Origin of the sequence: Nocardia sp. NPDC058058 (genome assembly GCF_042885355.1) — a bacterium.
Taxonomy (GTDB): domain Bacteria; phylum Actinomycetota; class Actinomycetes; order Mycobacteriales; family Mycobacteriaceae; genus Nocardia.
Genome location: NZ_JBHVSA010000001.1, coordinates 965,616 through 990,382 on the forward strand (window position 1 = coordinate 965,616; position 24,767 = coordinate 990,382).

Consider the following 24,767-nt stretch of genomic DNA (forward strand, 5'->3'; position numbering starts at 1 on the left):
GACGCGCCGTACGCTCGGGCACCGAACACCAGCTGTACAGGCACTACCCGGAGGCGAGCATGCTGTCCCTGCAAGAGATTTCGGATCGGATGGAAATCCAGGACCTGATGGTCCACTACTCGCACGCGGTGGATACGCGGCAGTGGGATTTGCTCGATGGGATTTTCACCGCCGACGCGCATATCGACTACACGGCGATGGGTGGTCCGGCCGGGGATCTGGCCTCCACCAAGGCGTTTCTCGCCACGGTCATGCCGAATTTCACGGCGTTCCAGCATTTGATCGCCAACTCCGCCATCGAGGTCGAGGGTGATACGGCGACCGCCCGCACCATGTGCCACAACCCGATGGTGGTGGCCGGTGCGGACGGTCTGCCCCGCTTGATGCTGTGCGGGCTCTGGTACCACGACTCATTCGTCCGGGTGGACGATCAGTGGCGGATCAGCCGGCGAATCGAGGAGAAGTCCTATATGTTCGTCGCCCCGCCGGCCGAGGCCGTGATCAGCTGATCGAACAGGTCGCGATAGCCGCGTAGCGCCTGGCGCAATTCCTCGGTGTCCGAACCCTTTTCCTCGTGCCAGCGCTGTTCGAGCGCGTGCCGTCGCTGGGCGAAGCTGTCCACCAGCGCCTGGATGCCGCCCTCGACCAATTTGTCGGCGCGGGTGACCGCGTCGCGGGGGTCGTCGACGAACATGGTCTGGACTTCACGCCACTGACCGCGCAGCTGGTTCGGATCGACCCCGTGCGCACTCTGCCCGGTGCCGGGCTGCCCGTCGGCAACCAGGCCGCCGTTGTGCTGTCGCTGGGCGGCTTCGTTCGCGCCGGGGCCACCGTTGCCGGGGCCACCGTTCGGCTGCAGCTGTCCGCCTTCGTGCGCCCGCTGCGTACTCGCCGACGGTTGCTGTGCGGCCGCGCGGAGCCGCTGATCGGCCTCGACGTTCTGATTCGGCTGTCCGTGGACCGCGTGCTCCGGCGCGTGCGCCGCCCGGGGGTCGGAGGCCTGCGCCGCAACGGAATCGGGTGTCTGCACCCCGAGAGAATTCGGATCGCGGCGGGGGTCGAGCGATTCCGGCGTGCCCCGCTGGGCGTCATCGGATCGGCCGGTGTGCTCGGGCCGGTCCGGGGAACCGGCGGCGCGGGCATCGCTGCCGGTCACCGTATTCGCCTGTGCGGCGGCTTGTTTCGCTTGCTCTTTGTCGGTGCTCATTGGTCGTACCTCACTTATCGGTTATCGCGTGCGGAGCGTTGGGTGGCGGTTTCGGAGCCGTTGCCGTCCACCAGTTCCGCGAAGAGCTGCCGGTAGTCGACGATCGCGGACCGCATATCCTCGGTGGACACCTGCCCGCGTCCGGCCTGTCCGGCGATCTGATGCGCCCGGCGGAATCGGTCCAGCGGCTGCGCGTGCTCGACCGACAGATCCGCGACCCGCTGGTCGGGGTCCTCGGTCGGATAGCCGCGATCGGCCATCGCCAGGGTGAGCAGGCGGTCGGCGTTCTCCAGCGCGTGCGCCGGATCGTCGACGAACTGCTCCTGCACGTGCGCCCACTGCATGGTGTAGCGGCGCTTCTCGTCGTCGGTCAGCTCGCGCAGGTTCAACTGCTGATGCCGCTTCTGCCGTTCCGCCAGTTCACGTTCGGCCTCGCGGCGGCTGTCCGCCTGTTCGAGCGTGCGGTCGTACTCCGGCCCGAACCGCTCCTTCAATTTGCGACTGCGCATGCGTGGCATCAGCGCCAGCGCGATCACGATTGCCGCGGCGATCACCACCACGATGACAATCACGGTTACTACTGCACCCGACATCTTGCTCCTCCTCGCCGAGTCCGTCTCTTGCGGACGTAATGCCTCGACGCGGCGGGCTCAAACGTATGAGCGGATCATTCCCCGCGCAGCAACTCGATGACCGGAGCGAGTTTTTCCATATTGGGCTCCAGCACGGTGATGTAGTTGAACCCCAAGGTTTCCCGGCGTTCGCGCAGCGTATCGGCGATCTGCGCGGGCGTGCCGAGCAGCAGCACCGGCAGGTCCCCGAGGTCGCCGTCGAACTCGAACGGCAAATGCGCGGCGAGGGAATCGGCTGCGGCGGAACGCTCTTGGTCGCCGATGACGGCCTGGACGAGCAGATTGAATTCCACCGTGCGCCCGCCCAGATGGTCGCGCACGTAGTCGGTGCGCTTGGCGAGGGCGGCGCTGTCGGCGAGCGTCAGGCGACCGTTATCGCTCGCGCCCGCACCGGTGAAGGCGACGATATCGGCGTGCGCGGCGGCCAGCCGCAGTGATCGGTCACCCCAGGCCGCCATCAGCAGGGTGGGGCCGCCCGGCTGTACCGGGCGCGGGGTGTATTCCGGGTCGGCGAACAATCCGCGCAGTGTGGTGACGGTGCGCTCGAGATGGTCGACTCGTTCCCGGGCGGAGGGGAAAGACATTCCGGCGGCGTCGAATTCGGCCTTGACGTAGCCCGCGCCGAGTCCGAGTTCGACGCGGCCGTCGGTGAGCTGATCGAGTCCGGCGACATCGCGCGCCAGCAGCACCGGGTTGTAGAACGGGGTGTTCAGGACGAAGGTGTTGAGCCGGACCCGCTCGGTCGCCTCCCCCGCGAGCATGAGCGCGGGGAACGGCGCGGCCAGGCCCAGATGATCCGGAACACCGATCACATCGAAGCCGAGTTGTTCGGCCCGGCGACACCTCTCGATCCAGGCGGTGCGTGATGACGGGGCAATCATGTTCACACCGAAGCGGAATGGGTACGCCATACCTACTGTCTACCAGTCGAATCCGTACAAGATCACAAGCACTGAGTTCCGGCCGCCCGGCGAAGCCTGCGAAGGCGGCCGAATCGAATTAACGCGTGGACTCCACCGAATGGGGTACGGGCGGGGCTCAGGCGCGCCATCATGGGGTATCGCATTTCCGAGGCGCCCGCGAGGAGTTTGCGCGATGACACAGCTACCGGCCATCTTCCAACAGCGTGCGGAGTTGGAGAAGGTGTGGGCGCGGTGGGCGACGGGGACGCAACAGCTGCCCGCACTGCCCGCCGCGAGTACACCGGTGCCGGTGCTGCGCGAAGAAGTGGTCGAGTCGTGGGAGCGCTCACTGCGCACCGTCGATCCGGCGCGCGCGGTGGCCCCGGCGACCGATCGGGATGAATTGGGTTCGCGCTGGGCCGAATCGCCGCTGCGGATCCCGGTCACCGAACTCGCCGGGGAGATCCGCGCCATCGCCGAGGACGCCGGAATGATCGCGGTGGTCACCGATGACGAGGGCACCGTGCTGTTCAGCTGCGGTGACCGCGCGGTGCGGCGGCGCGCCGAAACCGTGAACCTCGCGCCCGGCGGTTGCTGGGACGAGCCCTATATGGGGACCAGCGGTGTGGCCCTGTCCCTGCACACCGGCCGCCCCAGCACGGTGTGGGCGGCGGAGCATCTGGTGGAGGCGCTGCACGGCTGGGTCTGCTACTGCGCCCCGATTCGTGCCGCCGACGGCCGTCAGATCGGCGTGCTGGACCTGTCGACCTATTGGGATCGATCGCATCCGATGATCCTGGCGACGGTGCGGGCGCTGGTGACCGCCATCGAATCCCGTTTGCACACAGAACAATCCAGACCGGTGGCGCGCACCCGGCTGGAATGCCTCGGGGTGCCGCGCCTGTACAAGCAGGGCCAGCAGGTGGCCATGCGCCCGCGGCAGGTGGAGATCCTCACCCTGCTGGCGCTGGAGCCCGAGGGTTTCACCCCCGAGCGTCTGCACGCCGCCGTCTACGGCGACCGGTCGGTCTCCCCCAGCACCCTCAAGGCCGATGTCTCGCGCCTGCGCCGCGCCACCGACGGCCAGATCGCGGACCGCCGCTATATGCTCACCGATCCGCTCGCCTGTGATGCCACCGAATTGCTCGCGGCCCTGGAGGCGGGCGATCTGACGACCGCCGTACGGCTGTATCGTGGTCCGCTACTACCGGATTCCGATATTCCCGGGATCGTGCAGTGGCGCGAACATCTCGACGTCGGTCTGCGCACGGCGGTGCTCGCGGATCGGAATCCCGAGCACGCCTTGCGATTCGGGCAGCGTTGCCCGGACGATATCGAAATCCACGAACACGCACTGCGTTTGCTCGCCCCGGGCGACAGTCGCCGCGCCTTGGCGGCGGCCCGGCTGCACACCGCATTACGCGCGTAGTTGGTCGATACCGGCCCGCACGGGACCGGTTCGGCGTATAGGACACGACCGCCCGCGGGTTGGCGCATCGTTGCGCCGAGGTTGCACTGAACAGCCTACTTTTCACCAACCGCACGCCAACCCTGTGCCAACCCGGCGGGTTCATAGTGACCCCGGTCACCGCAGAGCGGCTCGGGTTCCTCTGAGGCCCAACGCTTCCGAAGACATCCGAGCATCACTGGAGGAGTCAGATGAAGACGGGTTCGGTCACCCGGGTGGCCATCACCGATGCCGCGGCCGATGTCCTGCAGGGCCTCATCTCGCATCACGGCCCGGTCCTGTTCCATCAGTCCGGCGGCTGCCGCGACGGTAGTTCACCCATGTGCTACCTGCTGGGTGATTTCCGGGTCGGCGCGGCCGATGTCCTGCTCGGCCGTGTCTTCCCGGATACACCGTTCTGGTTGAGCGCCGGTACTTTCGAGCACTGGCGGCACACCCATCTCACCGTGGACGTGGTTACCGGCCGCGTCAGCGGCTTCTCCCTCGAGATTCCCGAGGGAGTCCGATTCATCATCCGGTCGCGGTTGTTCACCGATGCCGAGGCGGCGGTATTGGAGGCGGCTCCCAGGCCGCCCCGAGGCGCCGACCTGACCGGATGAGAAAGGTGGCGCGGCCGGTTTCTCCGGGCCGGCCGCGCCACCGCCCCACGTGTGAAAGCCCTACTGCGGCAGAAGTTCCCAGAGCCCGTCGATCCCGAGCCGAAGCGGATACAGCGGGTGCCCCTGATCGTCGTGCGTCACCCTGGGGCGCACCACGATCTCTTCCGCGAACGGAATCGTCCATGCGCGATCCAGCAGCGCGGGCGGTAGATAACCGGATTCGACGGTCACCGGCAGTCCGCGATCGGACGCGAAACCGGCCAGCCCGAGCAGATGCCAGGAGACGAAACCCACCGGGGCGAGACATCGTTCGCGCGTACCCCAGAACCTTCGATGTTGCTGTAGCGCTTCGGCGATCGCGGCATTGAACTCCGTGGCCGAACCCGCGGCGGCGTACTCCAGCGCCCGGATCGCGGGCGCGGCGCACAGTACGGCGTACTCGTCCGAACTGTCCGTGGCCGCATCCCAGGCCGCGCGCAGGGTGTCCCGAACACCTGCTTCGCCCCGGTGGAGTTGCTGCCAGCCCAGCGCCCACAGTGTCGCGTAGTCATTCGCCCCCGGTAGCGGGAACGCGGGCCGATCGACGGTGCCCACCAGGAATGCCAGCAGCCGCGGATCACGCGTGATCGAGCCCAGCGACAGCGCGGACACGAAATCCGATGCGGCGGGGCCGGGTTCGTTCCCGCCGATGCCGGGAACCCGGTACTGGTCATCTTCGATGATCATGGTGACGGCCGCGCCGCCCACCGGTTGCCGCGCCGCCTGTAGTCGCCCCACCAGCGCGTTGGCCGCCGATTCGGTGTACGAGCGAATACGCGTGTGCCCGTCACCGAAATCGGCGAGACTGTAATACCCCGCGAGCCCGAGGAATTCATTGGCGACCGCCTGCAACCCGATGAAGGGTTCGGTCGCCAGGTCCTCCTCGAGAATCGCGTGCGCGGTCTCCCATGCCCCCGAGATCTGCTCGTGAACCAGGTCGATCGCGTCATCCAGCCGACCGCCGGGCCGTTCCGCGTCCGGATCGCAGGGATAGTGCCGCCCGATCTGCCCGGTGCTCAGCGTCATTGGCCCTCCTGAAGTCGAAACAGGGTGCCGGACATCGCCGCCCGCCCCCGTACCGAAACATACCGTTGGTTTCGTGCGGGGGCTGGCGGTCGGATCAGATCAGCGGCCGGGCAGGTACTTGATGGCGCGGGCGACGCCCATCAGGAAGGGCTGCCACTTGTCCTGCGAGATCAGCGGCGGCGCATCGAGATTCAGGAAACGGGTGACCACGACCGTCTGCGGTTCGGTGAACTTGAGCAGCCCGTCCGGACCGTGCCGGCGGCCCACGCCGGAGATGCCCATACCGCCCATGGGAGCGCCGGTGGAGCCCCAGGCGGGGGCGTATCCCTCGTCGATATTGACCGTGCCCGCGTGCAGGCGTTCGGCGATGCGCTCGCCCTCGGCCTTGCTGCCCGCCCACACGCTGGCGTTGAGGCCGTATTCGGTGTCGTTGGCGCGGGTGATCGCCTCTTCGACATCGGCTACCGGGTAGATGGACACCAGCGGGCCGAAGGTTTCGTTGCGGCCGCATTCCATGGTGTCGGTGACATCGGCCAGCACGGTCGGCTCGTAGAACAGCGGGCCGAGGTCGGGGCGCGGGTTGCCGCCCGCGAGCACCTTCGCGCCCTTGGAGACGGCGTCGGCGACGTGCTTGGTGACCGTCTCGAGCTGGGCCTCGGAGATGAGGCTGCCGATATCCTCCGAATAGTCGTAGGCCGCACCGACTTTCGCGGCCTTCACGGCGGTGACGAACTTCTCGGTGAATTCGGCGGCCACGGACTGTTCGACGTAGAGGCGCTCGATGGAGATGCAGAGCTGACCGGCGTTCGAGAAGCACGCGCGCACAGCGGCTTTGGCGGCCTTGTCGAGATTCGCGCCCGCGGTGACGATCATCGGGTTCTTACCGCCCAGCTCGGCGGAGAAGCCGATCAGGCGGCGGCCGCACTGTTCGGCCAGCGTGCGGCCGGTGGTCGAGGAACCGGTGAACATGAGGTAGTCGCAGGCCTCGACGATGGCGGTGCCGACCACCGTTCCGGGCCCGGTGACCACGGCGAACAAGTCGCGCGGCAGTCCGGCGCGGGCGAACAGTTCGGCATTGGCCAGCGAGGAGTACGGGGTCTGGCTGTCCGGTTTCACCACGACGCCGTTACCGGCCAGCAGCGCCGGGATCGAATCGCCGATCGAGAGCAGCATCGGGTAGTTCCACGGCGCGATGACGCCGACCACGCCCTTGGGCACCGCGCGCACGGCGGCCCGGTTGAGCACCGGGAACGCGCCCGGCACGCTGTGCGAGGCCAGCAATTGCGGTGCGACACGAGCGAAATAGCGGGCCGCCATCATCAGGCCCATGATCTCTTCCTGAGCGGCCCAGCGCGCCTTACCGGTCTCGGCCTGCACCACGTCCATCAGGTATTCGCGGTTCTCCACCACCAGATCGCGGTACCGACTGAACACCGCGGCCCGATCCTTGACCGGGCGGGCGGCCCATTCCGCCTGCGCCGCACGCGCTTTGGCGACGGCGGCGGTCACGTCGGCGGCCGTGCCCACCGGCACCGTACCGAGCGTCTTTCCGGTGAACACCTCGGTGATCGCGCGAATATCGCGGTCCTCGGTGGTATCCACGGCCGCGAACGTCCGTAGACGTTCGAACACTGCGGCTGCCGGCACAGGCATCGTCGCCTCCTACTTACAGGTAACTTCGGGGTACACACAATCTACCCCCACCGGGCACCCGTGACGGCTGAGTCCGATATCCGGCCGGTCGAGCCGGGTTTCCGTCCGAAAATGTCGGCAATCGCGGTGCCGCCGCGCACACGGAAACACGGCCGGTGCGACTTCGAGAAGTCGCACCGGCCGTGCTGATTCGAGTGGGATATCAGGGCTTGGGCGCGCAATTCGCGGGCGGCACGATGCCCTGGTTGGCGACATTGTTGCCGAGCAGCACCGTGGTCTTGGCCTCCACCGACGCCTGACCGGGCGCGGAGATCTTGATGGTGAAGGACTGGGTCTTCTCCTGCGGGGTCGCGGTGCACAGTGCGGTCCAGGCGATCTTCTGGCCGTTATCGATGATCGATGCGCCGACGTAGTTCTTCTTCGGCTCCGCGCTGGTCACCAATTCGATCTTCGGGGTGACACCGGCCGGGGCGTCGACCAGTTCGGAGATCGGGGTCTCGGCGCGCCCGAAGGTGTTGACCGAGGCCACATCCGTCTTGGCGACCAGCTGGTTGCCCTGCGCGCCACCGGCGGAGACCACGACGAGGGTGTTCGAGGAGGCGTTGGTGTCGAACGCGCCGTTCGGTGCGAAGCCCTTGACCACCGCGTCACTGGAGATATTGGTGTTCGGCGGCGTCTGGCCCTCGACCATGACGGTCATGGTCGCGGACGCGGTCTTGTTCTTGGTGACCTCGCCGAGGGTGAACGAGACCTTCTGCCCGCCCAGCTTGTTGCCGCCGGACTCGTACACGGTGCCGTTCGGAATGGTCACTTCGGCAATGACATTGGAGAACGAGTCGTTCCCGGCGGTGCTGACGGTGACGGTGCACGCCACTTCGTCACCGGGGAAGAGCTTGCCGGGGGTCTGCAGATCGCGGCACTCGTACTTGGTGGTCGGGCCCGCCACGGCGTACGCCGGAGCCGCGGCGATCTGGAGCGCGCCGGCGGCGAGTGCGAATGCCGAAGCGACCATCACGGCACGTTTCAGCGCGGGCTTGGGGGCACTGGTCATTGTCTTCTCACCTTCTTGGTGTTCGTTGGTCTGCACCAAGAGTCGGTGAGCCGACTCTGCATCCACCAACGAAGCACTAACGGCTCCGATGAATTCGGCCGGGCTCGCCGGTATGTATTCGCGACACCCCTTCGGAGAAGGACTGCACGCGATGACAATGACCGTCGGTCAGCGCTGGGTACTGGCGCTCACCTCACTCGCCGGATTGATGATCGTGCTGGACGCACTGGTCGTCACCACGGCCATGCATGCCATTCAGCTGGATCTGCACGCCTCGATCGGCGCGCTGGAATGGACGATCAACGCCTACAACCTGAGTTTCGCCGTACTGCTGATGGCCGGGGCCGCGCTCGGCGAACGGTACGGGCGCAGGCGCGTATTGGCCACGGGGCTGACGCTGTTCAGCGTGGCCTCGGCCGGATGCGCGCTGGCACCTGATCTGGGGTGGCTTATCGCCGCCCGGACGGTGCAGGGCATCGGCGCGGCCGCGGTCATGCCGGTGGCCGTGGCGCTGCTGTCGGCGGCGTTCCCGCCCGATCAGCGCACCCGTGCTCTCGGATTCTTCGCCGCCACCACGGGATTGGCCACGCTCGGCGGACCGCTGGTCGGCGGGGCGGTGGTGCAGGGACTGGCATGGCAGTGGATCTTCTGGATCAATGTGCCGATCGGAATCGTGCTGATTCCGCTGGTGCTGACTCGGCTGTCCGAAAGTTTCGGTGCGGCACGACGATTGGACTACGCCGGGATAGCGCTGGTGAGTGTCGCCGCGTTCGGTGCGGTATGGGGCCTGATTCGCGGCAATGAATCCAGCTGGGGCAGTGCCGAAGTCGTCGCGGCCCTGGTGGCGGGTGTCGCCGGACTGATCGGATTCGTGCGCTGGGAACTGCGCACCGCCGCGCCGCTGATCCCGATGCGCTTCTTCACCTCGCGCGCGTTCAGCGCGGGCAATGCGGCGAGCTTCCTGTTGACCGCCTCCATCTTCAGCGGCGCGTTCTTCTTCACCCAGTTCCTCCAGGTGGCACAGCAGTACGGTCCGCTGGGCGCGGGCCTGCGCCTGGCCCCCTGGACGGTCACGCTGTTCTTCGTGGCACCCGTCGCGGGCAAGCAGGTCAACAGGTTCGGCGAACGCCCGCTTGTCGTGCTCGGCCTGCTGTTGCAGGCGATCGGGTACGGCTGGATCGCGCTCATCGCCCGACCCGATCTGCCGTACGCGATGTTGGTCGCGCCCTTCGTGATCGCGGGCATCGGCGCGTCGATGGCCATTCCGTCCGCCCAGAGCGCCGTGCTGCGGGCGGTCCCGATATCGGGCGTCGGGGCCGCGTCCGGCACCTACAACGCGCTGCGCCAACTCGGCGGTGCGTTCGGAATCGCGGTCCCCGCAGCCGTTTTCGCCGCGACAGGCGGATATGCGTCCGCACGCTCATTCACCGATGGTTTCACCGCCGCGATCATCGCCGGTGCACTGCTGGCGCTGCTCGGCGCGGCGGCGGGTCTGCTGATTCCGGCGGGCACGCCCGCCGCGCCGGCTTCGGCTCGCGCCGACGACGCGGCTGTTCCCGCGCTCCCGAGTACTCGGTAGGTTCGTCAATCATGATGGTCAGCGCCGAATTCGCGACCCGCACCGCACCATTCCGCCCGGAACTGCTCGCGCACTGCTACCGCATGCTCGGTTCGATCCACGAGGCCGAGGATCTGGTGCAGGAGACCATGTTGCGGGCCTGGCGCGCCGCGGACCGGTTCGATGAGCGGCGGGCGTCGTTGCGCACCTGGCTGTACCGGATCGCCACCAATGCCTGCCTGACCGCGCTGGAGCAGCGTGAGCGGCGAGCGCTCCCCAGCGGTCTCGCGGGCCCGAGTCCGATGCTGGACACCTCCCCGCCCCGGCATCCGGAGATTCCGTGGCTGGAGCCGATTCCCGATGGGCTGCTCGGCGATTCGGCCGATGACCCCGCCACGGTGGTGGCGGCGCGAAGCGGTGTGCGGCTCGCGTTCATCGCGGCGCTGCAGCTGCTGCCCGCCCGCCAGCGCGCGGTGCTGATCCTGCGCGATGTGCTGGCCTGGTCGGCGGCCGAGGTCGCCGAACTCCTCGATACCTCCCCCGCCGCCGTCAACAGCGCGCTGCAACGCGCGCACGCCCACCTGGAGGAGGTCGCCCCGATGCTCGACCAGATGTCCGAATCATTGAGCCCGGATGAGCGGGCGACGGTCGATCGCTATATGCACGCCTTCGGCAATGCCGATATGCGCGCCCTGGCCGAACTGCTGCGCGACGACGCGGTGATGGAGATGCCGCCCGCCCTGGTGTGGTTCGCCGGGCGTACCCATGTGGTGGAGTTCTTCAGCGCCAAGACCTGCGCGGATCCGAGCAGATGGCGGCTGGTGCGCACGGCCGCGAATACCCAACCGGCCGTTGCCTGTTACCTGCGGGGTGCGGACGGAGTTCATCATGCGCACGCGATTCACGTACTGACGGTGTCGGATTCGGCGATCGAGCGGATCACCGTATTCCTGGATCCGCGCTTGTTCCCACGCTTCGGGCTGCCCCCGGCCCTGCCGTGACACAGCGCGCCGAGTCCGTCGGGGATGGGAATCGAATTCCTCCCCATTGAAACTTATATCGCGGACCCGGGCTTGCCGCAAGCCCCCGGCCGTGGTCCATACTCGCTGCTCTGTGGCTTTTCGAGACCGAAGAACGAGGTGGGAGATGGCTGAGCACAAGGCGATCGGCGTGGGGCCTGCGGGGATCGAGGTGGCCTATGAGACGACGGGCGATCCGGCACATCCGCCGGTGCTGCTGATCATGGGCGCGGGCGGGCAAATGATCAATTGGCCGGACGGGTTCCGGGATGAGCTGGTCGCGCGGGGGCTGTACGTGATTCGCTTCGATCACCGCGATACCGGCCGATCGACCTTCATGACCGATGCGCCCGCCCCGGATATCGCGGCGGCGCTGGCCGGGGATCTGTCGTCGGTGAGCTACACGCTCACCGATATGGCCGCCGACACGGTCGGCCTGCTCGATGCTCTCGGCCTGGACAGCGTGCATCTGGTGGGCGCGTCCATGGGCGGGATGATCGCACAGCTCATCGCGATCGAATATCCCAGCCGGGTGCGGACTTTGACCACCATCATGTCCACCACCGGCGATCCCGCCGTCGGCCGGGCGCGACCCGGTGCGTTCGGCGAACCCGGCGGACCGCCGAGCACCCGGGACGAGTTCATTGCCTGGCGGTTGAAATCCGTTCGCGCACTGAGCTCCCCGGGCTTCGAATTCGACGAGGCCGCGGCCGTCGATACCCTCGGCCGCATCTGGGACCGCGGCTTCGCCTTCGACGCCATGATGCGGCACATGCTCGCGGTGATCGGCTCCGGCGACCGCACCGAACGCCTGCGGGAGCTGGCGGTGCCCGCGCTGACCATGCACGGCGAGGAGGACGGCGTCATCGATATCAGTGGCGGAAAGGCTACGGCGGCAGTGATTCCCGGCGCGAAATTCATCTCGTTCGCGGGCATGGCGCACAGCCTCCCCCGCGAACTCTGGCCCAGCTTCGCCGACAATATCGCGGACTTGATCGGCGCGACGGAGGCGACGGCGGTGCGCTGAAGCTCGCGAATTCGCCGAACAACCAAGCGAGCCCGCGTGCACCAGGTATGTGCACGCGGGCTCGCGAGTGATGTTGCGGTCCGGCGCTATTCGTTCACCAGCACCGGAATCGACAGCACCGCGGCGGACACCGCGGTCCCGGCCGGGGCCGGAATGGTGAAGTCGATGCCGTCGTCGTGCGGGATATGCGTCCCGCCGCCCATGGCCTCCTCATCGGCGTGTTCGAAATGCCCGGTGCCGACGAGCTTTCCGGCCGCGTCGTAGAACGCCGCCTGTACCTCGAGGGCGAGCACATCGCTCACATCGGTGGTGATGGCCAGTCGTCCGTGCACCGTCGATCCGTCCAGCCGGGTGCCGGTCAGCTGGATTCGATCGGTGAACGGCCCGGGCTCGAGGCGCACCTCACCCGGTCCGGCGCTGATCGAAGCCGCCGGTGCCACAGCGGGTTTCGCCGCATAGGACGGCGTCGTCACCGTGGTCGGCGCGCCGGCGGTCTGCGAGTTCGAGCACGCGGTGCCCAGCGTGGCCGCCAGGAGCAGTCCCGCGAACATCGCTACCCGCGCCGCTCCGGACTTCTTCCCCCGCGTCCCGATCCACGCCCCTCGCGGCATGGTCGCGGCCGAGTCCGAACCCCCGAGCCCCGCAACACCATTCATGCTCACGGCAGCAGGGCCTTGTGCATCTTGGTGTACAGCGCGGTGTTGTCCTGGCTGGCGGCGAAGACGTCACCGCCCGGACCGTAGGCGTAGATCATCACGTCCGCGCCGGTGTGGTTGCCGGACAGGTAGGTCAGCCACAGGCTGGCCTCGGGCGAGCCGTCCTTGACCTCGGGCTTGTCATTCGGGGTGCGGAAGGTGGCCGGTCCGAAGTTCTTCGGATCGTTCGCGCCCGCACCGTTGATCAGGCCGCTGGAGCGCGCCGGATCCTTCACGTTCTCCTTGCCGTCGCGCGAGGGCAGCGAGTTGTTGGCGGTGTTGCCCGCGTCCACATTGGTGGGCGGAGCGACGGCCTCGGCATTGGTGAAGGTGTTCTTCTCGATGATGTTGAAGCCCGCGCACTCGTGGTCGGCGGTGACGATGACCAGGGTGTGCTTATCCTTCTTGGCGAAGTCCATGGCCGCGGCGACGGCGTCGTCGAACGCCTTCATCTCGTCGAGGGTCTGGGCCGCGTCATTGGCGTGCGAGCGCTTGTCGATCTGCGCGCCCTCGATCTGCAGCAGGAAGCCCTTGCTGTCCTTGCGGTTCGACAGCAGGTCGATGGCCTTGGTCGCCATGGCGGCCAGGGTCGGCTCCTGCTTCTGCGGCGCGGAGTCCGGCAGCAGGTTGCGGGCCGCGGTGACGGTCAGGTTGCTGCGGTTGAACAGGCCGATCACCTTGTCGCTCTTGGTCGCGGTCAGGTCCGCGGCGGTGGCGACCTTCTGGCTGTCGGCGGTCTGCGCCTTGAGCGCGGGATCGCCCATGCTGCCCAGCACCTGATAACCCTTGTCGGTCAAGGACTTCTGGTCATCGGGCTCGAAACGGGCCAGGCCGCCGCCGAAGATGACGTCGGCGGTGCCGTTGCGCGCGATCTGCTCCGCGATCGGGGTCACCAGCGTCTTGTCCGCGGGCGCGGCTTCGAAGCTGCCGTCCGACTTCTTGGGCAGGCAGGTGGCCTCGGTGAACGTCGGTCCCTGGCAGCCGCGCAGCAGTGCGTGGCTGAACATGCCCGCCGGGGTGGCGTCGGTGATCTCGGCGGTGCTCACATTGCCGGTGGCGAAACCGGCCGCCTTGGCCTGTTCCATCAGCGTGGGCACGGATTTGCCGTAGGCGTCGACGCCGATGGCGGCGTTGTAGGTCTTGACGCCCGATGCCCAGGCGGTGGCCGCGGACGCGGAGTCCGTCACCAGCGCGGGCTTATCGCTGTTCGGCTCCACCGCGTAGGTGGCGACCGCGCCCACGTACGGCAGCTGCTCCATGTTCAGGCGCCCGTTGGCCCCGACGAAGCGCTCGCGGGCCGCGGTGATGTGGCTGCGCCCCATACCGTCGCCGAGCAGGTAGATGATGTTGTGCACTTCGTTGTCGGCTTTTTTGTCCGAGCCACAACCCGCGACCAGGGTCGAGCCCACGAACGCGGCGGTGATGGCCGCGACCGCGCCGAGCCAGGCGCGCTTCTTGTGCTGCACTTCGTTCCCTCCAACCTTCGCGACACGGGGTCTCCGTGCGCGACCCGCTGTACCCCGGGCGCGGCGAACGTATCTCTGGACGGTTGCCCGAATCCGACGCGGAGCTGTCGATCCGGTGAACGTATGTCATGACAACTGACACGGGGTGCATGACACGGGCACTATTTCCGGGTCCCGCGAACCGGCTACACGCGCGGGAATGCGGGGCTATTCTCTGGTCACCAGGCTCAGAACGCATAGCGCAGGTGGTGATCCGGGAGTGGCCGGACCGTGGGCGAGAAATACTCTCGCACAACGGATTCAACGATTGTTCCGGCGTCTCCGCGCCCGCGATCGCATACCGGACGGCCGGTCTTCGAGTCAAATCCCGTCCCGCTCAAAAGGACTCGCGTGGGTGTTCCGGCCACCGGATGGCTACCCTCGGGCAATGCTCACCAGGCGGCTCGGGGTGCGGACCCGGATTCTGGCCATCGCACTCGTGCCCAGTCTGGCGCTGGTGGTGATCGGCGTCGGCGCGACCGGATACCTCGTGGACCGCTCCAATACCGCCCAGAATTGGGCCGATGAGATGCGCGACGGCGTCGCACCCACCCGCGAACTCATCGAGGCGCTCGAATCCGAACGCCGAATCACGTTCTGGCGCATCGCCGGAACCGATACCGATCTGCACGCTCTGGCCGCCGCGCGCCAGCGCCTGGATATCGCGCTGACCCAGCTCGCTCCCGCGCAATCGCGGTTGAGCAGCATCGGGCCCCGGGCCATGGGCGACACCACTTCCGCCCTCACCGATCTGGGCAAGCGGCTCACGCTGATTCGCGCCGGATTGGACGCGGGCACCCTCGCCCTCGGTGACGCGGACGCCTTCTACAGCTCCATGCCCCAGCTCGTGCTGGCCGGGGTGCGGATCGCCCAGCAGACCGCACCCGATGCGCCCACCGCCATCGAACTCGCCTCCGCCAGTGAGGTATTGCAGAGCCTCGAGGCCATGAGCCGCGCGAACGCGCTGGGCGCGACGCTGCTGGACGGCGGCGGCGGGCTCACCCCCGACCTGGCCAACGAGTATCTGCGCCTGCTCGGCTTCTATCACAATCGCGTCGATCGGCTCATCGGCGACGGCGACCCGCGACAGGCGACCGCAGCGAAAGCCCTTGTCTCCGGGGCGGCCTGGCAGCGACTGGGTGCCATGGAGGTCTCGCTGTCGCAGCGCGCGGTGCCGCGCGCCGAGGGCGCGACATTCAAACCCGCCCCGCTGCCGCTGACCATCGCCGAATGGGAACGCGCCGCCGACGAGGTCAACAAGGCGCTCGCCGATCTGTGGCAGGCGCAGAATATCGAGGCGCAGCGGCTCGCCGGTGACGCCGCCGCCGACACCACCCGCAATTCCCTGCTCACCGGTGCGGCCATGGTGGTCACCGCGCTCGGCGCGATCCTGGTGGCGCTGGCGCTGGCCAATCGAATCATCGGGCGGCTGCGGCGACTTCGCGACGAGACCATCGCCCTCGCGGACGAACAACTACCCGAGACCATGCGGCGGCTCGCGGACGGCGAACAGGTCGATATCGATACCGCCTCCCCCGCACTGAAATTCGGCGGCGATGAAATCGGCCAGGTGGCAGACGCTTTCAGCCACGCGCACACCGCCGCCATCTCGGCCGCGGTCACCGAATCGCGCACCCGCGAGGGCGTCAAGGCGGTCTTCCTCAATATCGCGCACCGCAGCCAGATCGTGGTGCACCGTCAGCTGGAGCTACTGGACGAGGCCGAATCCAAACAGGAGGATCCGGTACTGCTGGAAACCTTCTTCCTGCTCGACCATCTGGCCACGCGTGAGCGCCGCAATGCCGAGAACCTGGTCATCCTGGCCGGTGGCCGCCCGGGTCGCCAATGGCGCAATCCGGTGCCGCTGATGGAGCTGGTGCGCAGCGCGGTCGGCGAGACCGTCGACTACAAACGGGTCCGAACCGCCAAGCTGCCCAACACCTTCCTGGTCGGCGTCGCGGTGGGCGACCTCATCCACCTGCTGGCCGAACTCATCGACAATGCCGCGCATTTCTCGCCGCCGCAGTCGCACGTGCAGATCTCCGGCAACGCGGTCGGCCGCGGTGTCGCCCTGGAGATCATCGACCAGGGCGTCGGCGTCACCGAGGAAGAGCTCGAGCGCATCAACGCCCTGCTCGCCACCGCCGCGGACATCGGCCTCACCACCTTCTCCGGCGACTCCCGCCTGGGCCTGTTCGTGGTCTCGCAACTCGCTGCCCGCCACGGCATTTCGGTTCGCCTCTCCGAATCCGACTACGGCGGTCTGCGCGCCATCGTGCTCATCCCGGCCGCCCTCATCGCCGGTGAGACCCCCTCCCCGGAATACAGCTCGGGCCAGCTCCCGATCCCACGCCGCGCCGAATTCCGCCCGGACACCGGCGAACTCCCGGTGCTGGACGCTGCCCCGGGGCGCGACGGCGGCCGATCGCGACCGGATCAGCACAGCGCCATCGGTCGCGATACGAGCCACGGACCCCGAGGTGCGAATGGGGTGCGACCGGGCGACACCGGCCGTCACGCCGCGCATCCCGTCTCCCGCCGCCCCGACGACGCCCGCCCGTCGCTGCCCAAGCGCCGCCGACAGGAAAGCCTCGCACCGGAATTGGCGCACGATCCCGTGCCGGAGACATCCGGCACCGGATGGGACGCCATCGGCCCCGGTGCGGGCGCGCCGCCCGCGCTGCCCGAGCGCAGTCCCGAACAGGCCCGAGACCTCATGTCCGCCATCGAGAACGGCACCCGGCAGGGTCGTCGCTCCGATCCGGGCATCCTCCCCCCATCCGACAACAATCGACAGGAAGGCGACGGTGAGTACTTCTCCCGCCGGTGACCTCGACTGGCTGCTCGACGATCTCGTCGACAAACTCGCCGGTGTGCGTCACGCCGTTGTTCATTCGACCGACGGTCTGCTGCTCGGCCGCTCCACCCGCATGCTGCGCGAGGATGCCGAACATTTCTCCGCCATGTCCTCCACGCTGTACGGGCTCTCCCGCAGTGCCGGACACCGTTTCGACGGCGGCGGCGTGCGCCAGGCGGTGATCGAACTCGATCGCGCGGTCTTATTCGTGACCGCCGCGGGCGCGAACGCGTGCCTCGCGCTGCAGGCGGGCGCGGACGCGAATCTGGGCATGGTGGCCTATGAGATGAACCTGACCGTGCAGCGGGTGGGTTCGTTCCTGTCGACCGCCGCCCGGCGTTCCGGCGAATTCGGCTGAGCCCCCGCATGACCGGGTTCGAGACGGACACCCCGCTCGCGCAGTCGGTGAAGATCCTGATCGCGGGCGGTTTCGGCGTCGGCAAGACCACCATGGTCGGATCGATCAGCGAGATCACCCCGCTGCGCACCGAGGAGATCATCACCGAACGCTCCGCGGGCATAGACGATCTCACCGGTGTGGAGGGTAAGACCACCACCACGGTGGGCCTGGATTTCGGCCGCATCACCATCGACGCCGGACTGGTGCTGTACCTGTTCGGCACCCCCGGCCAGGACCGATTCTGGTTCCTGTGGGACGAATTGGCGCGCGGGGCGCTGGGCGCGGTGATCCTGGTCGACACCCGCAGACTGGAGAATTCGTTCGCCGCGATCGACTTCTTCGAGCGTCGCGGCATCGGATTCACCATCGGCGTCAACTGTTTCGAGGGTGCGCCGGTATATGCGCCCGAGGAGATTCGCGATGCCTTGGACCTGGACGAACACGTGCCGATCCTGCTCTGCGACGCCCGCGACCGCAGCTCCTGCAAACAGGTGCTGACCACCCTCGCCGAATATCTCATCACCCGCGCCCTGGCGTGAGGGTTTCATACCGGTGCATGCATGAGAACCTGTGTCAATCCTGTTCCCGCTCAATGAGATCAGCTTGACGAATGTGACGTTCATCCCGTTACGTTGCGCAGATGTTCAGAGCGAGACTCGGGGTCCGGACCCGTGTTCTCGCCATCGCATTGGTTCCGAGCCTCGCGCTGCTCGTTATCGGTGTGGGTGGCGCGGGATACTTGGTGGTGGAAGGCAAGAACGCGCGAGAGTGGGCGGACGCACTCACCGCCGCCACTCCGCTTTCCAAGGAGCTGGTCAGCTCGGTGCAGCTGGAACGCCAGCTCACCATGGCCCAGCTGGCCGGTGACGAACCCAATCCGAAGGCGCTGACCCAGGCCAGGACTCGCCTCGACAACGCGCTGCGCGGAATGTCGGGCACCACCAAGGATATGGAGGCGCTCGGCCCGCAGGAGGTCACCGGCGATGTCGGCGGCTTCCTCACCCTGACCCGCTCGCTCGCGGCCGTGCGCACCCAGATCGACGGCAACGCACTGCCGTTGACCGACGCCTACAACTTCTACGGGCATCTGCTCGACCTCATCTCCGTCGGCACCCGCGCCGTGGAGACCACCGCGCCCAATCCGGAAGTCGCGATCGAGACCGGCGTGACCCTGGAGATCGTCTCCGCGTCCGAAATGCTCTCGCGGGCAAACTCATTGGCCGAGGTACTGCTGCGGGACGGCACCCTCGCACCGGATCTGGCGATCGAATTCTCGCGCGTGCTCGGCGCGTACCGCGTCAATATCGGCGTGCTCTCGGGAGCGGACGGCAGCAAGGGCAAGCCCGCCTTCCAGGCCGTGGTCAATGACCCGAACTGGCAGAAGCTGATCATGATGGAGAATGTGCTGCTGTCCCGCGCACTCGATCCCATGACCGCCGCGCCCGTCAAAGCCGGTGCCACACCGGCGATCGCCCCGTTGACCTTCACCCCGCAGGAATGGCGCGATACCGTCGCCGCGGTCAACAAGGCGCTGCTGGACATGTGGGACGCGCAGAGCCGGTACGCCCTCGGCAAGGCCGGTGAGGCCGCCGACAAGAATGCCCGCAACTCGGCCATCGCCGGTGGCGCGATGCTGCTGGTATCGCTGTCCGCGTTCCTGGTGGCGCTGCTGCTCGCGAACCGAATCATCGGGCGGCTCAAGCGACTTCGCAATCAGACCTTCCTGCTCGCCGATGAGCGACTACCCGAGATCATGTCGCAGCTGCGCGACGGCAAGACCGTCGAAGTCTCCACCGAGACAACGGAAATGGACTTCGGCTCCGATGAGATCGGCCAGGTGGCAAAGGCTTTCGGTCACGCGCACAGCGCCGCCGTCGCCGCCGCGGTCACCGAGGCGCGCACCCGCGAGGGTGTGAAGGCCGTGTTCCTCAATATCGCGCACCGCAGCCAGGTCGTGGTGCACCGCCAGCTCGAGGTGCTCGACGAGGCCGAGGCCAAGCAGGAGGATCCGGCGCTGCTGGAGATCTTCTTCCGCCTGGACCACCTCGCCACCCGCGAACGCCGCAACGCCGAGAACCTGATCATTCTCGCGGGCGGTCAGCCCGGGCGGCAGTGGCGAAATCCGGTGCAGCTCATCGAGGTCGTGCGAAGCGGCGTCGGCGAGGCGCTGGACTACACCCGCGTCAAGATCACTCGACTGCCCGAGGTCGCGGTCGCCGGCAGCGCCGTGGCCGACCTCGTGCACCTGCTCGCCGAACTCGTCGACAACGCCGCGCACTTCTCCCCGCCGCAGTCGCAGGTCGAGGTACGCGGCAATGTGGTCGGCAAGGGCATCGCCATCGAGATCGTCGATCAGGGCATGGGCATGCAGGAGGCCGAGCTTGCCCGCATCAACGACATGCTGCGCAACCCACCGGATTTCGGCGTCAACACGCTTTCGGAGGATTCCCGCCTCGGCATGTTCGTGGTGGCGCAGCTGGCGGTCCGCAACGGCATCTCGGTGCGGCTGGCCGAATCCGATTACGGCGGCGTGCGCGCCATCGTGCTGGTGCCGTCCGCGCTCACCGTCGACGGCGGCCGCCGGACCGGTGAGATCCCGGCCGTACCAGCGGCATTCGATACCGGGCAGTTCCACGCGGCGCTGGCCGCCGAGACCGCCAAACAGCTCGAGGCGCAGCAGCAGTTCGAGGCGTCCAAGGCGCCCAAACAGATCGACACCCCACCGGCGTTCGATGCGCCCCGGCAGCTCGATCCGCCTTCCAGCCTGCCGTCCTTCTCCAACCAAGCCCTTCCGGCCCGCCCTGAACCCCGCGCACCGGAGCGTCAGATGTCCTTCGATACCCCGCGGCCGTTCGAGCCGCCGACCGAGCCGAACTCGGGTCGCCCGCAATCGTTTTCCCGGCCCGCCCCGCAGCCGCAGCCGGAAAACGATTTCCGCTCTCGCGATTTCGACCGATCCCAGTACACTGGCTCGGACGTCCGGCCCGAGCTCCCGCGAAGGCGCCGGCAGGCAAGTCTCGCACCGGAATTGGCGCAGGAGACGGCGGCTACCGAAGCGCCCGATCAGCCCACCCGCACGGCCGAGCAGGCCCGAGACCTTTTCTCCGCCATCGAAAACGGAACCAGGCAGGGCCGCCGGGCCGATCCCGGCGCGGCCGAGCCTGTGTCCAAGCAATTCCAGGACCGACAGGAAGGCGACGGTGACCACCTCAAACGCTGGTGATCTCAACTGGCTACTCGATGATCTGGTGGATCGGCTCGCGGGCGTCCGGCACGCGGTGGTGCATTCCACCGACGGCCTGCTGCTCGGGCGCTCCTCCGCGATGAGCAGGGAGGACGCCGAGCACTTCGGGGCCATGTCCTCCACCCTCTACGGACTCGCACGCAGCGCGGGCAGCCGATTCGACGGCGGCGGCGTGCGCCAGGCGGTCATCGAGCTGGATCGCGCCGTACTGTTCGTCACCGCGGCGGGCAGCCACGCCTGCCTCGCGCTACAGGCCAATGAGCAGGCCAATCTCGGCATGGTCGCCTATGAGATGAACCTGACCGTGCAGCGCGTCGGTACCTATCTGTCCACCACGCCGCGCCATCATCTGGCCGGACAGGTTAACCCCAGGCTGTCATGATGGCGCGGCCGGGGGATCACTGGTTCGATGATGCGGCAGGTCCATTGGTGCGCCCATACGCCAGGACCGGCGGTCGAACCATGGGCGCTGGGCATGATTTGGACATGCTCACGGTAGTGGTGGTGCCGAACGCGGCCCCACCGCTGCGCCGGGTGGAACCGGAATACGGCGACATCGTGCGCTTGTGCAGGCTTCCGCTGTCCGTCGCCGAAGTATCGGCGGCCCTGCGATTGCCTCTTGCAGTGACCAAGATCCTCGTCGGCGATCTCATCTCCGACGGCATCCTCAAGTTCCGTGCGCCCGTCTCTCCGGACGCGGCGCCCGGTGACCTCAACATTTTGCGAGCTGTACTCGATGGCATCCGAAAACTTTGACCAATCCCAGCCCATGGCCGCGTCGGTGAAGATCCTCATCGCGGGCGGTTTCGGCGTGGGCAAGACGACTATGGTGGGGGCGCTCAGCGAAATCACGCCGCTGAGAACCGAAGAACTCATCACCGAACTCTCCGCCGGGGTCGACGACCTGCGCGGCGTGGAGGGCAAGACCACCACCACGGTGGCGCTGGACTTCGGCCGCATCACCATCGACCGAAACCTGGTGCTGTACCTGTTCGGCACCCCCGGACAGGACCGATTCTGGTTCCTGTGGGACGAATTGGCGCGTGGCGCGCTCGGCGCGGTGGTGCTGGCCGACACCCGCCGCCTCGAAAGCTCCTTCGCCGCAATCGATTTCTTCGAACGCCGCGGTGTGGCGTTCACGGTCGCGGTGAACTGCTTCGAGAACGCGCCCCTGTACACCCCGGTGGAAGTCCGCGACGCGCTGGACCTCGACGAGCAGATCCCCGTCCTGCTCTGCGACGCCCGCGACCGCGCCTCCGCCAAGAACGTGCTGATGACGCTGGTGGAGTACCTCATCACCCGCGCCGCGGCCGCCCCCGTGGCCACCTGAACAACCCTCGTCGCGAGAACAGCGTCCGCCCTTGCCAGTTCAGGGACGGGCGCTGTTCTCGTCTCGCGGTCAGCACAGCCGGGCGAGTACTCCGGCCAGACCGTCCTCGATCACGGCGGGATCGTCGATATCCAAGCCGTGGATGACTTCGTGCCAGGGGCCGAGCCGATGCCAGATCAGCGCGCGGGCACGCAATCGCGCTGTCACGCCGTAGGTTCGCGCGACGGCATCGGCGAATTCCGGGGGCGTGCCGAACAGTGCCCAGGCCAGATCGATGGCGGCGTCGCCCACTTGGGCATCACCGAAATCGATGATGCCGCTGAGGGTTTCCTCGTCGGCCAGTACGTGTTCGGGGCCGAGATCGCCGTGCACGACCGTGTCGGTGGGCAGTTCGGCGGCCGCGTCCAGCAGCGTTCGTGCCGAATCGCGGTGCGCCGCGGGCAATAGCGGCACGACCTCGGTTCGGAAGCGGTGGATATCCGCCGCACGCTCGCTTCTGGTGTGCGCCTGCGGCGGTAGACCGTGCAGCACCGCATCGGTTGCCGAAACGCCGTGCAGTGCGCGCAGGAACTCCCCCAGCGCGCGGCCGTGATGCGACGCCGGTTCGGTCAGTTCGGATCCGGGAACGAGTCGATGGCGCACTATCAGCGGCTCATCGCTCACCACGCCGGTGACGGGTACCGGCAGCGGCAATTGCGGTGCCAGCCAGGGCATCAGCCGCGCCTCGCGACGCAGCTGCGCACCCACCTCCGGTCTGCGCGGTCGTCGTTCCACCCAGCCGTCGACCAGGACCGCTCGACTATCCCAGCCGCCGTCGAATTCCATCCCACCACTGTGCCAGGGCCCGGGTCAGCGCAGCAGCCCACCCGCGACCAGGGCGATCAACGCGTCCGCGCGCCGCGTCGGTTCGGGGAGGGATTCGGTGGCCAGGGCGATGCCGTTGGCCAGCTGCAGCAGATCCTCGACGGTGACCGTCCGGTCGACGACGCCTTCGCGATGCGCGCGCTCGAGGAGGGGGCGGATCGCCTGCCGAATCATGGTGTGCGGCTCGAACTCCGGGGCGGACCGGTATCCGGTCAGGGCGGGGCCGAGGCCGCGGGCGGTGGCGGCGTGCGTGACCACATCGCGAATCCAGACGACGAGGGCTTGACCGGCGTCGGGCGCGGTGAGCAGGTCCGCCGAGCGATCGCAGAGCGCCTGCACGCGGGTGTGCAGCACCTCACCCAAAAGCGCTGCCCGACTCGGGAAATGGCGGTGCAGGGTGGCGGAGCCGACACCGGCGCGACGGGCGATCTCCTCGAGTGACGCCTCGGCTCCGGCCTCGCCGATGACCTCGCTCGCGGCCGCGAGCAGGCGGTCGCGATTGCGCTGTGCGTCGGCGCGCAGCCGCACGGGGGAATCGGGTTTCGCACCCATGGTCGCGATACCTTCTTGCTAAGTGGGGTGGGTCCACCGTATCGTACCGAACTGTAACTGGGGTACCCCCTCCACTTAGTTCGAGGAAGTCTCATGTCGAGCATCACCACCGCTGACCGCATAGCGATTCACGAGGTCATAGCCCTGCACGGGCATCTGATCGACGACGGCGAATGGGACCGTCTGGGCGAGGTTTTCACCGCCGACATCGTTTTCGACATCACCGACTACGGCTTCGGCACCCTGCGCGGACTCGACGCCATGCTGGATCTGGTGCGCGGGGTGCACGGTGACGAGAACCAGGCGCTGGGCCATCACGTCACCAATACCGTCGTGGTCGGCCAGGCGGGCGATACGGTGTCGGCCCGCTCCAAGGGGCTGGGCATCGCATCCGATGGAGGGGCCGGAACCGCGATCTACGAGGACACGCTGCGACGGGAACCGCAGGGCTGGCGGATCAGCTACCGCAAAGCCATTGCCCGCCGCGCCTGAAGCCGAACCGGCGCAGCCTATTCGGTGCTGCCGGACCCGGCCGTATGGGTGTGGACATAGAGATCGCGCAGTAGCGAGACCTCCGAAAGATGATGGATCAGTTCACGATTGATGTGCAGCACCAGCGCCGCCATCGGCAGTTCGGGGAAGGGCTCCTTCGAGCCGACCGGGGTGCGCAGCTCTGCCTCGCTGAGACCTCGCACTCCCGCCAGCCAGACATCGATCTGAGTCTCCAACTGCTTCAACGCATCCGCCGCACTCCCGGCGTACTCCCACTCGTCATAGGAGGCCGCGGGTGCCCCGAAATGTACGGCGTTGCGTGCGGCGAGCACACCGACGATCACGTGCCCGAGCCGCCAGGCAATGGTGGTGAACGGCGCGGGCGTCGGGGTGGGGATCGCGTAGTCGATGGTGAAGTCGCCCGATCCCGCCTGCACCGGTGCGGTGGAACTTCCCCGCGGCCGCACGCTCCACGCCTGCGGTACCGGCGACCAGAAGTACTCGTCATCGGTGAGCCCGGTCAGCCGGGCACGAATCTGATTCTCCCAATGCCACTCCCATTGCTCCCGCAATGTCTGATTCCAGTCGAATTCATTGGTATCCATGGCAGCCACCCTCGCACCGATAGCGGACAGATCCGGTCCGCT

General features: G+C 67.5%; 25 protein-coding genes. 14 read left to right on the plus strand and 11 right to left on the minus strand.

From position 1 onward, the window contains the following. Window positions 1-59 precede the first annotated feature (59 nt). A complete protein-coding gene (locus ACFVUS_RS04350; protein WP_387761725.1) occupies window positions 60-509 on the plus strand; it encodes a nuclear transport factor 2 family protein in 450 nt (149 codons plus the stop codon). On the opposite strand, the gene ACFVUS_RS04355 is transcribed toward ACFVUS_RS04350, so the two are convergent. From ACFVUS_RS04355 to ACFVUS_RS04365, 3 genes are all read right to left on the minus strand, one after another. Then, complete coding sequence (locus tag ACFVUS_RS04355) at window positions 467-1,207, minus strand: hypothetical protein (RefSeq protein WP_387761726.1); 741 nt, start codon at window positions 1,205-1,207, stop codon at window positions 467-469. The genes ACFVUS_RS04350 and ACFVUS_RS04355 overlap by 43 nt on opposite strands. A 14-nt stretch (window positions 1,208-1,221) precedes the next feature. Next, window positions 1,222-1,800 carry a hypothetical protein gene (locus tag ACFVUS_RS04360; protein ID WP_387761727.1) on the minus strand — a complete coding sequence of 193 codons (579 nt, stop codon included), beginning with the start codon at window positions 1,798-1,800 and terminating at the stop codon, window positions 1,222-1,224. A gap of 74 nt (window positions 1,801-1,874) precedes the next feature. Further along, entirely contained in the window at window positions 1,875-2,750 is an 876-nt protein-coding gene (locus ACFVUS_RS04365) for an LLM class F420-dependent oxidoreductase (protein WP_387761728.1), read from the minus strand. A gap of 184 nt (window positions 2,751-2,934) precedes the next feature. Here ACFVUS_RS04365 and ACFVUS_RS04370 point away from each other — a divergent pair, with 184 nt between their 5' ends. Both ACFVUS_RS04370 and ACFVUS_RS04375 read left to right on the plus strand, forming a co-directional pair. Next, a complete protein-coding gene (locus ACFVUS_RS04370) occupies window positions 2,935-4,170 on the plus strand; it encodes a transcriptional regulator (RefSeq protein WP_387761729.1) in 1,236 nt (411 codons plus the stop codon). A 230-nt stretch (window positions 4,171-4,400) separates the two neighbouring features. Continuing rightward, entirely contained in the window at window positions 4,401-4,808 is a 408-nt protein-coding gene (locus ACFVUS_RS04375; protein ID WP_387761730.1) for a DUF779 domain-containing protein, read from the plus strand. A gap of 60 nt (window positions 4,809-4,868) precedes the next feature. Here ACFVUS_RS04375 and ACFVUS_RS04380 read toward each other — a convergent pair whose 3' ends face one another. The 3 genes from ACFVUS_RS04380 to ACFVUS_RS04390 form a co-directional block, all read right to left on the minus strand. Continuing rightward, window positions 4,869-5,873: an immunity 49 family protein gene (locus ACFVUS_RS04380; RefSeq protein ID WP_387761731.1), complete on the minus strand. Its 1,005-nt coding sequence runs from the start codon at window positions 5,871-5,873 to the stop codon at window positions 4,869-4,871. A 99-nt stretch (window positions 5,874-5,972) separates the two neighbouring features. After that, window positions 5,973-7,526 (minus strand): succinic semialdehyde dehydrogenase, encoded by a 1,554-nt coding sequence (locus tag ACFVUS_RS04385; RefSeq protein WP_387761732.1) that lies wholly within the window; start codon window positions 7,524-7,526, stop codon window positions 5,973-5,975. 202 nt (window positions 7,527-7,728) lie between these two features. Next, window positions 7,729-8,577 (minus strand): hypothetical protein, encoded by an 849-nt coding sequence (locus ACFVUS_RS04390; RefSeq protein ID WP_387761733.1) that lies wholly within the window; start codon window positions 8,575-8,577, stop codon window positions 7,729-7,731. Between the two features lie 151 nt (window positions 8,578-8,728). Between ACFVUS_RS04390 and ACFVUS_RS04395 the strand changes: the two genes are divergently transcribed. The 3 genes from ACFVUS_RS04395 (at window position 8,729) to ACFVUS_RS04405 (ending at window position 12,181) form a co-directional block, all read left to right on the plus strand. Next, window positions 8,729-10,156: an MFS transporter gene (locus tag ACFVUS_RS04395; RefSeq protein WP_387761734.1), complete on the plus strand. Its 1,428-nt coding sequence runs from the start codon at window positions 8,729-8,731 to the stop codon at window positions 10,154-10,156. An 11-nt stretch (window positions 10,157-10,167) separates the two neighbouring features. Further along, a complete protein-coding gene (locus ACFVUS_RS04400; protein ID WP_387761735.1) occupies window positions 10,168-11,136 on the plus strand; it encodes a sigma-70 family RNA polymerase sigma factor in 969 nt (322 codons plus the stop codon). A gap of 145 nt (window positions 11,137-11,281) precedes the next feature. After that, the gene (locus tag ACFVUS_RS04405; protein ID WP_387761736.1) at window positions 11,282-12,181 is read left to right on the plus strand and encodes an alpha/beta fold hydrolase; all 900 of its coding nucleotides are present in this window, start codon (window positions 11,282-11,284) and stop codon (window positions 12,179-12,181) included. 86 nt (window positions 12,182-12,267) lie between these two features. Here ACFVUS_RS04405 and ACFVUS_RS04410 read toward each other — a convergent pair whose 3' ends face one another. Both ACFVUS_RS04410 and ACFVUS_RS04415 read right to left on the minus strand, forming a co-directional pair. Further along, window positions 12,268-12,843, minus strand: coding sequence for a hypothetical protein (locus ACFVUS_RS04410; RefSeq protein WP_387761737.1), 576 nt, complete (start codon window positions 12,841-12,843; stop codon window positions 12,268-12,270). Continuing rightward, on the minus strand, window positions 12,840-14,342 hold the full coding sequence (locus ACFVUS_RS04415; protein WP_387761738.1) for an alkaline phosphatase: 1,503 nt from the start codon (window positions 14,340-14,342) through the stop codon (window positions 12,840-12,842). Before ACFVUS_RS04415 ends, ACFVUS_RS04410 begins: the two co-directional genes overlap by 4 nt. A 427-nt stretch (window positions 14,343-14,769) precedes the next feature. On the opposite strand from ACFVUS_RS04415, the gene ACFVUS_RS04420 reads away from it, so the two are divergent. The 7 genes from ACFVUS_RS04420 (at window position 14,770) to ACFVUS_RS04450 (ending at window position 22,212) form a co-directional block, all read left to right on the plus strand. Continuing rightward, window positions 14,770-17,211: a nitrate- and nitrite sensing domain-containing protein gene (locus tag ACFVUS_RS04420; RefSeq protein ID WP_387761739.1), complete on the plus strand. Its 2,442-nt coding sequence runs from the start codon at window positions 14,770-14,772 to the stop codon at window positions 17,209-17,211. Continuing rightward, on the plus strand, window positions 17,189-17,596 hold the full coding sequence (locus ACFVUS_RS04425; RefSeq protein ID WP_364634349.1) for a roadblock/LC7 domain-containing protein: 408 nt from the start codon (window positions 17,189-17,191) through the stop codon (window positions 17,594-17,596). Before ACFVUS_RS04420 ends, ACFVUS_RS04425 begins: the two co-directional genes overlap by 23 nt. A gap of 8 nt (window positions 17,597-17,604) precedes the next feature. Continuing rightward, window positions 17,605-18,177 carry an ATP/GTP-binding protein gene (locus tag ACFVUS_RS04430; RefSeq protein WP_387761740.1) on the plus strand — a complete coding sequence of 191 codons (573 nt, stop codon included), beginning with the start codon at window positions 17,605-17,607 and terminating at the stop codon, window positions 18,175-18,177. 101 nt (window positions 18,178-18,278) lie between these two features. After that, entirely contained in the window at window positions 18,279-20,861 is a 2,583-nt protein-coding gene (locus ACFVUS_RS04435) for a nitrate- and nitrite sensing domain-containing protein (protein ID WP_387761741.1), read from the plus strand. Then, window positions 20,839-21,264: a roadblock/LC7 domain-containing protein gene (locus ACFVUS_RS04440; protein WP_067563521.1), complete on the plus strand. Its 426-nt coding sequence runs from the start codon at window positions 20,839-20,841 to the stop codon at window positions 21,262-21,264. The genes ACFVUS_RS04435 and ACFVUS_RS04440 overlap by 23 nt, the downstream gene beginning before the upstream one ends. Next, window positions 21,264-21,638, plus strand: coding sequence for a DUF742 domain-containing protein (locus ACFVUS_RS04445; protein ID WP_364634358.1), 375 nt, complete (start codon window positions 21,264-21,266; stop codon window positions 21,636-21,638). The genes ACFVUS_RS04440 and ACFVUS_RS04445 overlap by 1 nt, the downstream gene beginning before the upstream one ends. Beyond that, the gene (locus ACFVUS_RS04450) at window positions 21,619-22,212 is read left to right on the plus strand and encodes an ATP/GTP-binding protein (RefSeq protein ID WP_364634361.1); all 594 of its coding nucleotides are present in this window, start codon (window positions 21,619-21,621) and stop codon (window positions 22,210-22,212) included. Before ACFVUS_RS04445 ends, ACFVUS_RS04450 begins: the two co-directional genes overlap by 20 nt. 69 nt (window positions 22,213-22,281) lie before the next feature. On the opposite strand, the gene ACFVUS_RS04455 is transcribed toward ACFVUS_RS04450, so the two are convergent. Both ACFVUS_RS04455 and ACFVUS_RS04460 read right to left on the minus strand, forming a co-directional pair. After that, the gene (locus tag ACFVUS_RS04455; RefSeq protein WP_387761742.1) at window positions 22,282-23,037 is read right to left on the minus strand and encodes a phosphotransferase; all 756 of its coding nucleotides are present in this window, start codon (window positions 23,035-23,037) and stop codon (window positions 22,282-22,284) included. A gap of 24 nt (window positions 23,038-23,061) precedes the next feature. Continuing rightward, a complete protein-coding gene (locus tag ACFVUS_RS04460; RefSeq protein WP_387761743.1) occupies window positions 23,062-23,628 on the minus strand; it encodes a TetR/AcrR family transcriptional regulator in 567 nt (188 codons plus the stop codon). A gap of 93 nt (window positions 23,629-23,721) precedes the next feature. Between ACFVUS_RS04460 and ACFVUS_RS04465 the strand changes: the two genes are divergently transcribed. Further along, window positions 23,722-24,120: a nuclear transport factor 2 family protein gene (locus ACFVUS_RS04465; protein WP_387761744.1), complete on the plus strand. Its 399-nt coding sequence runs from the start codon at window positions 23,722-23,724 to the stop codon at window positions 24,118-24,120. Between the two features lie 17 nt (window positions 24,121-24,137). Here the strand turns inward: ACFVUS_RS04465 and ACFVUS_RS04470 are convergent, their stop codons facing one another. Then, window positions 24,138-24,725, minus strand: a complete 588-nt coding sequence (locus tag ACFVUS_RS04470; protein ID WP_387761745.1) for a DinB family protein — start codon at window positions 24,723-24,725, stop codon at window positions 24,138-24,140. Window positions 24,726-24,767: the final 42 nt, after the last annotated feature.

What these genes read in the sequence shown, in the direction of transcription:
- ACFVUS_RS04350 (WP_387761725.1), top strand. Translation starts at nt 60, where the DNA reads ATGCTGTCCCTGCAAGAGATTTCGGATCGGATGGAAATCCAGGACCTG.
- ACFVUS_RS04355 (WP_387761726.1), bottom strand. Translation starts at nt 1,207, where the DNA reads ATGAGCACCGACAAAGAGCAAGCGAAACAAGCCGCCGCACAGGCGAAT.
- ACFVUS_RS04360 (WP_387761727.1), bottom strand. Translation starts at nt 1,800, where the DNA reads ATGTCGGGTGCAGTAGTAACCGTGATTGTCATCGTGGTGGTGATCGCC.
- ACFVUS_RS04365 (WP_387761728.1), bottom strand. Translation starts at nt 2,750, where the DNA reads ATGGCGTACCCATTCCGCTTCGGTGTGAACATGATTGCCCCGTCATCA.
- ACFVUS_RS04370 (WP_387761729.1), top strand. Translation starts at nt 2,935, where the DNA reads ATGACACAGCTACCGGCCATCTTCCAACAGCGTGCGGAGTTGGAGAAG.
- ACFVUS_RS04375 (WP_387761730.1), top strand. Translation starts at nt 4,401, where the DNA reads ATGAAGACGGGTTCGGTCACCCGGGTGGCCATCACCGATGCCGCGGCC.
- ACFVUS_RS04380 (WP_387761731.1), bottom strand. Translation starts at nt 5,873, where the DNA reads ATGACGCTGAGCACCGGGCAGATCGGGCGGCACTATCCCTGCGATCCG.
- ACFVUS_RS04385 (WP_387761732.1), bottom strand. Translation starts at nt 7,526, where the DNA reads ATGCCTGTGCCGGCAGCCGCAGTGTTCGAACGTCTACGGACGTTCGCG.
- ACFVUS_RS04390 (WP_387761733.1), bottom strand. Translation starts at nt 8,577, where the DNA reads ATGACCAGTGCCCCCAAGCCCGCGCTGAAACGTGCCGTGATGGTCGCT.
- ACFVUS_RS04395 (WP_387761734.1), top strand. Translation starts at nt 8,729, where the DNA reads ATGACAATGACCGTCGGTCAGCGCTGGGTACTGGCGCTCACCTCACTC.
- ACFVUS_RS04400 (WP_387761735.1), top strand. Translation starts at nt 10,168, where the DNA reads ATGATGGTCAGCGCCGAATTCGCGACCCGCACCGCACCATTCCGCCCG.
- ACFVUS_RS04405 (WP_387761736.1), top strand. Translation starts at nt 11,282, where the DNA reads ATGGCTGAGCACAAGGCGATCGGCGTGGGGCCTGCGGGGATCGAGGTG.
- ACFVUS_RS04420 (WP_387761739.1), top strand. Translation starts at nt 14,770, where the DNA reads ATGCTCACCAGGCGGCTCGGGGTGCGGACCCGGATTCTGGCCATCGCA.
- ACFVUS_RS04430 (WP_387761740.1), top strand. Translation starts at nt 17,605, where the DNA reads ATGACCGGGTTCGAGACGGACACCCCGCTCGCGCAGTCGGTGAAGATC.
- ACFVUS_RS04435 (WP_387761741.1), top strand. Translation starts at nt 18,279, where the DNA reads ATGTTCAGAGCGAGACTCGGGGTCCGGACCCGTGTTCTCGCCATCGCA.
- ACFVUS_RS04445 (WP_364634358.1), top strand. Translation starts at nt 21,264, where the DNA reads ATGGCGCGGCCGGGGGATCACTGGTTCGATGATGCGGCAGGTCCATTG.
- ACFVUS_RS04450 (WP_364634361.1), top strand. Translation starts at nt 21,619, where the DNA reads ATGGCATCCGAAAACTTTGACCAATCCCAGCCCATGGCCGCGTCGGTG.
- ACFVUS_RS04455 (WP_387761742.1), bottom strand. Translation starts at nt 23,037, where the DNA reads ATGGAATTCGACGGCGGCTGGGATAGTCGAGCGGTCCTGGTCGACGGC.
- ACFVUS_RS04460 (WP_387761743.1), bottom strand. Translation starts at nt 23,628, where the DNA reads ATGGGTGCGAAACCCGATTCCCCCGTGCGGCTGCGCGCCGACGCACAG.
- ACFVUS_RS04465 (WP_387761744.1), top strand. Translation starts at nt 23,722, where the DNA reads ATGTCGAGCATCACCACCGCTGACCGCATAGCGATTCACGAGGTCATA.
- ACFVUS_RS04470 (WP_387761745.1), bottom strand. Translation starts at nt 24,725, where the DNA reads ATGGATACCAATGAATTCGACTGGAATCAGACATTGCGGGAGCAATGG.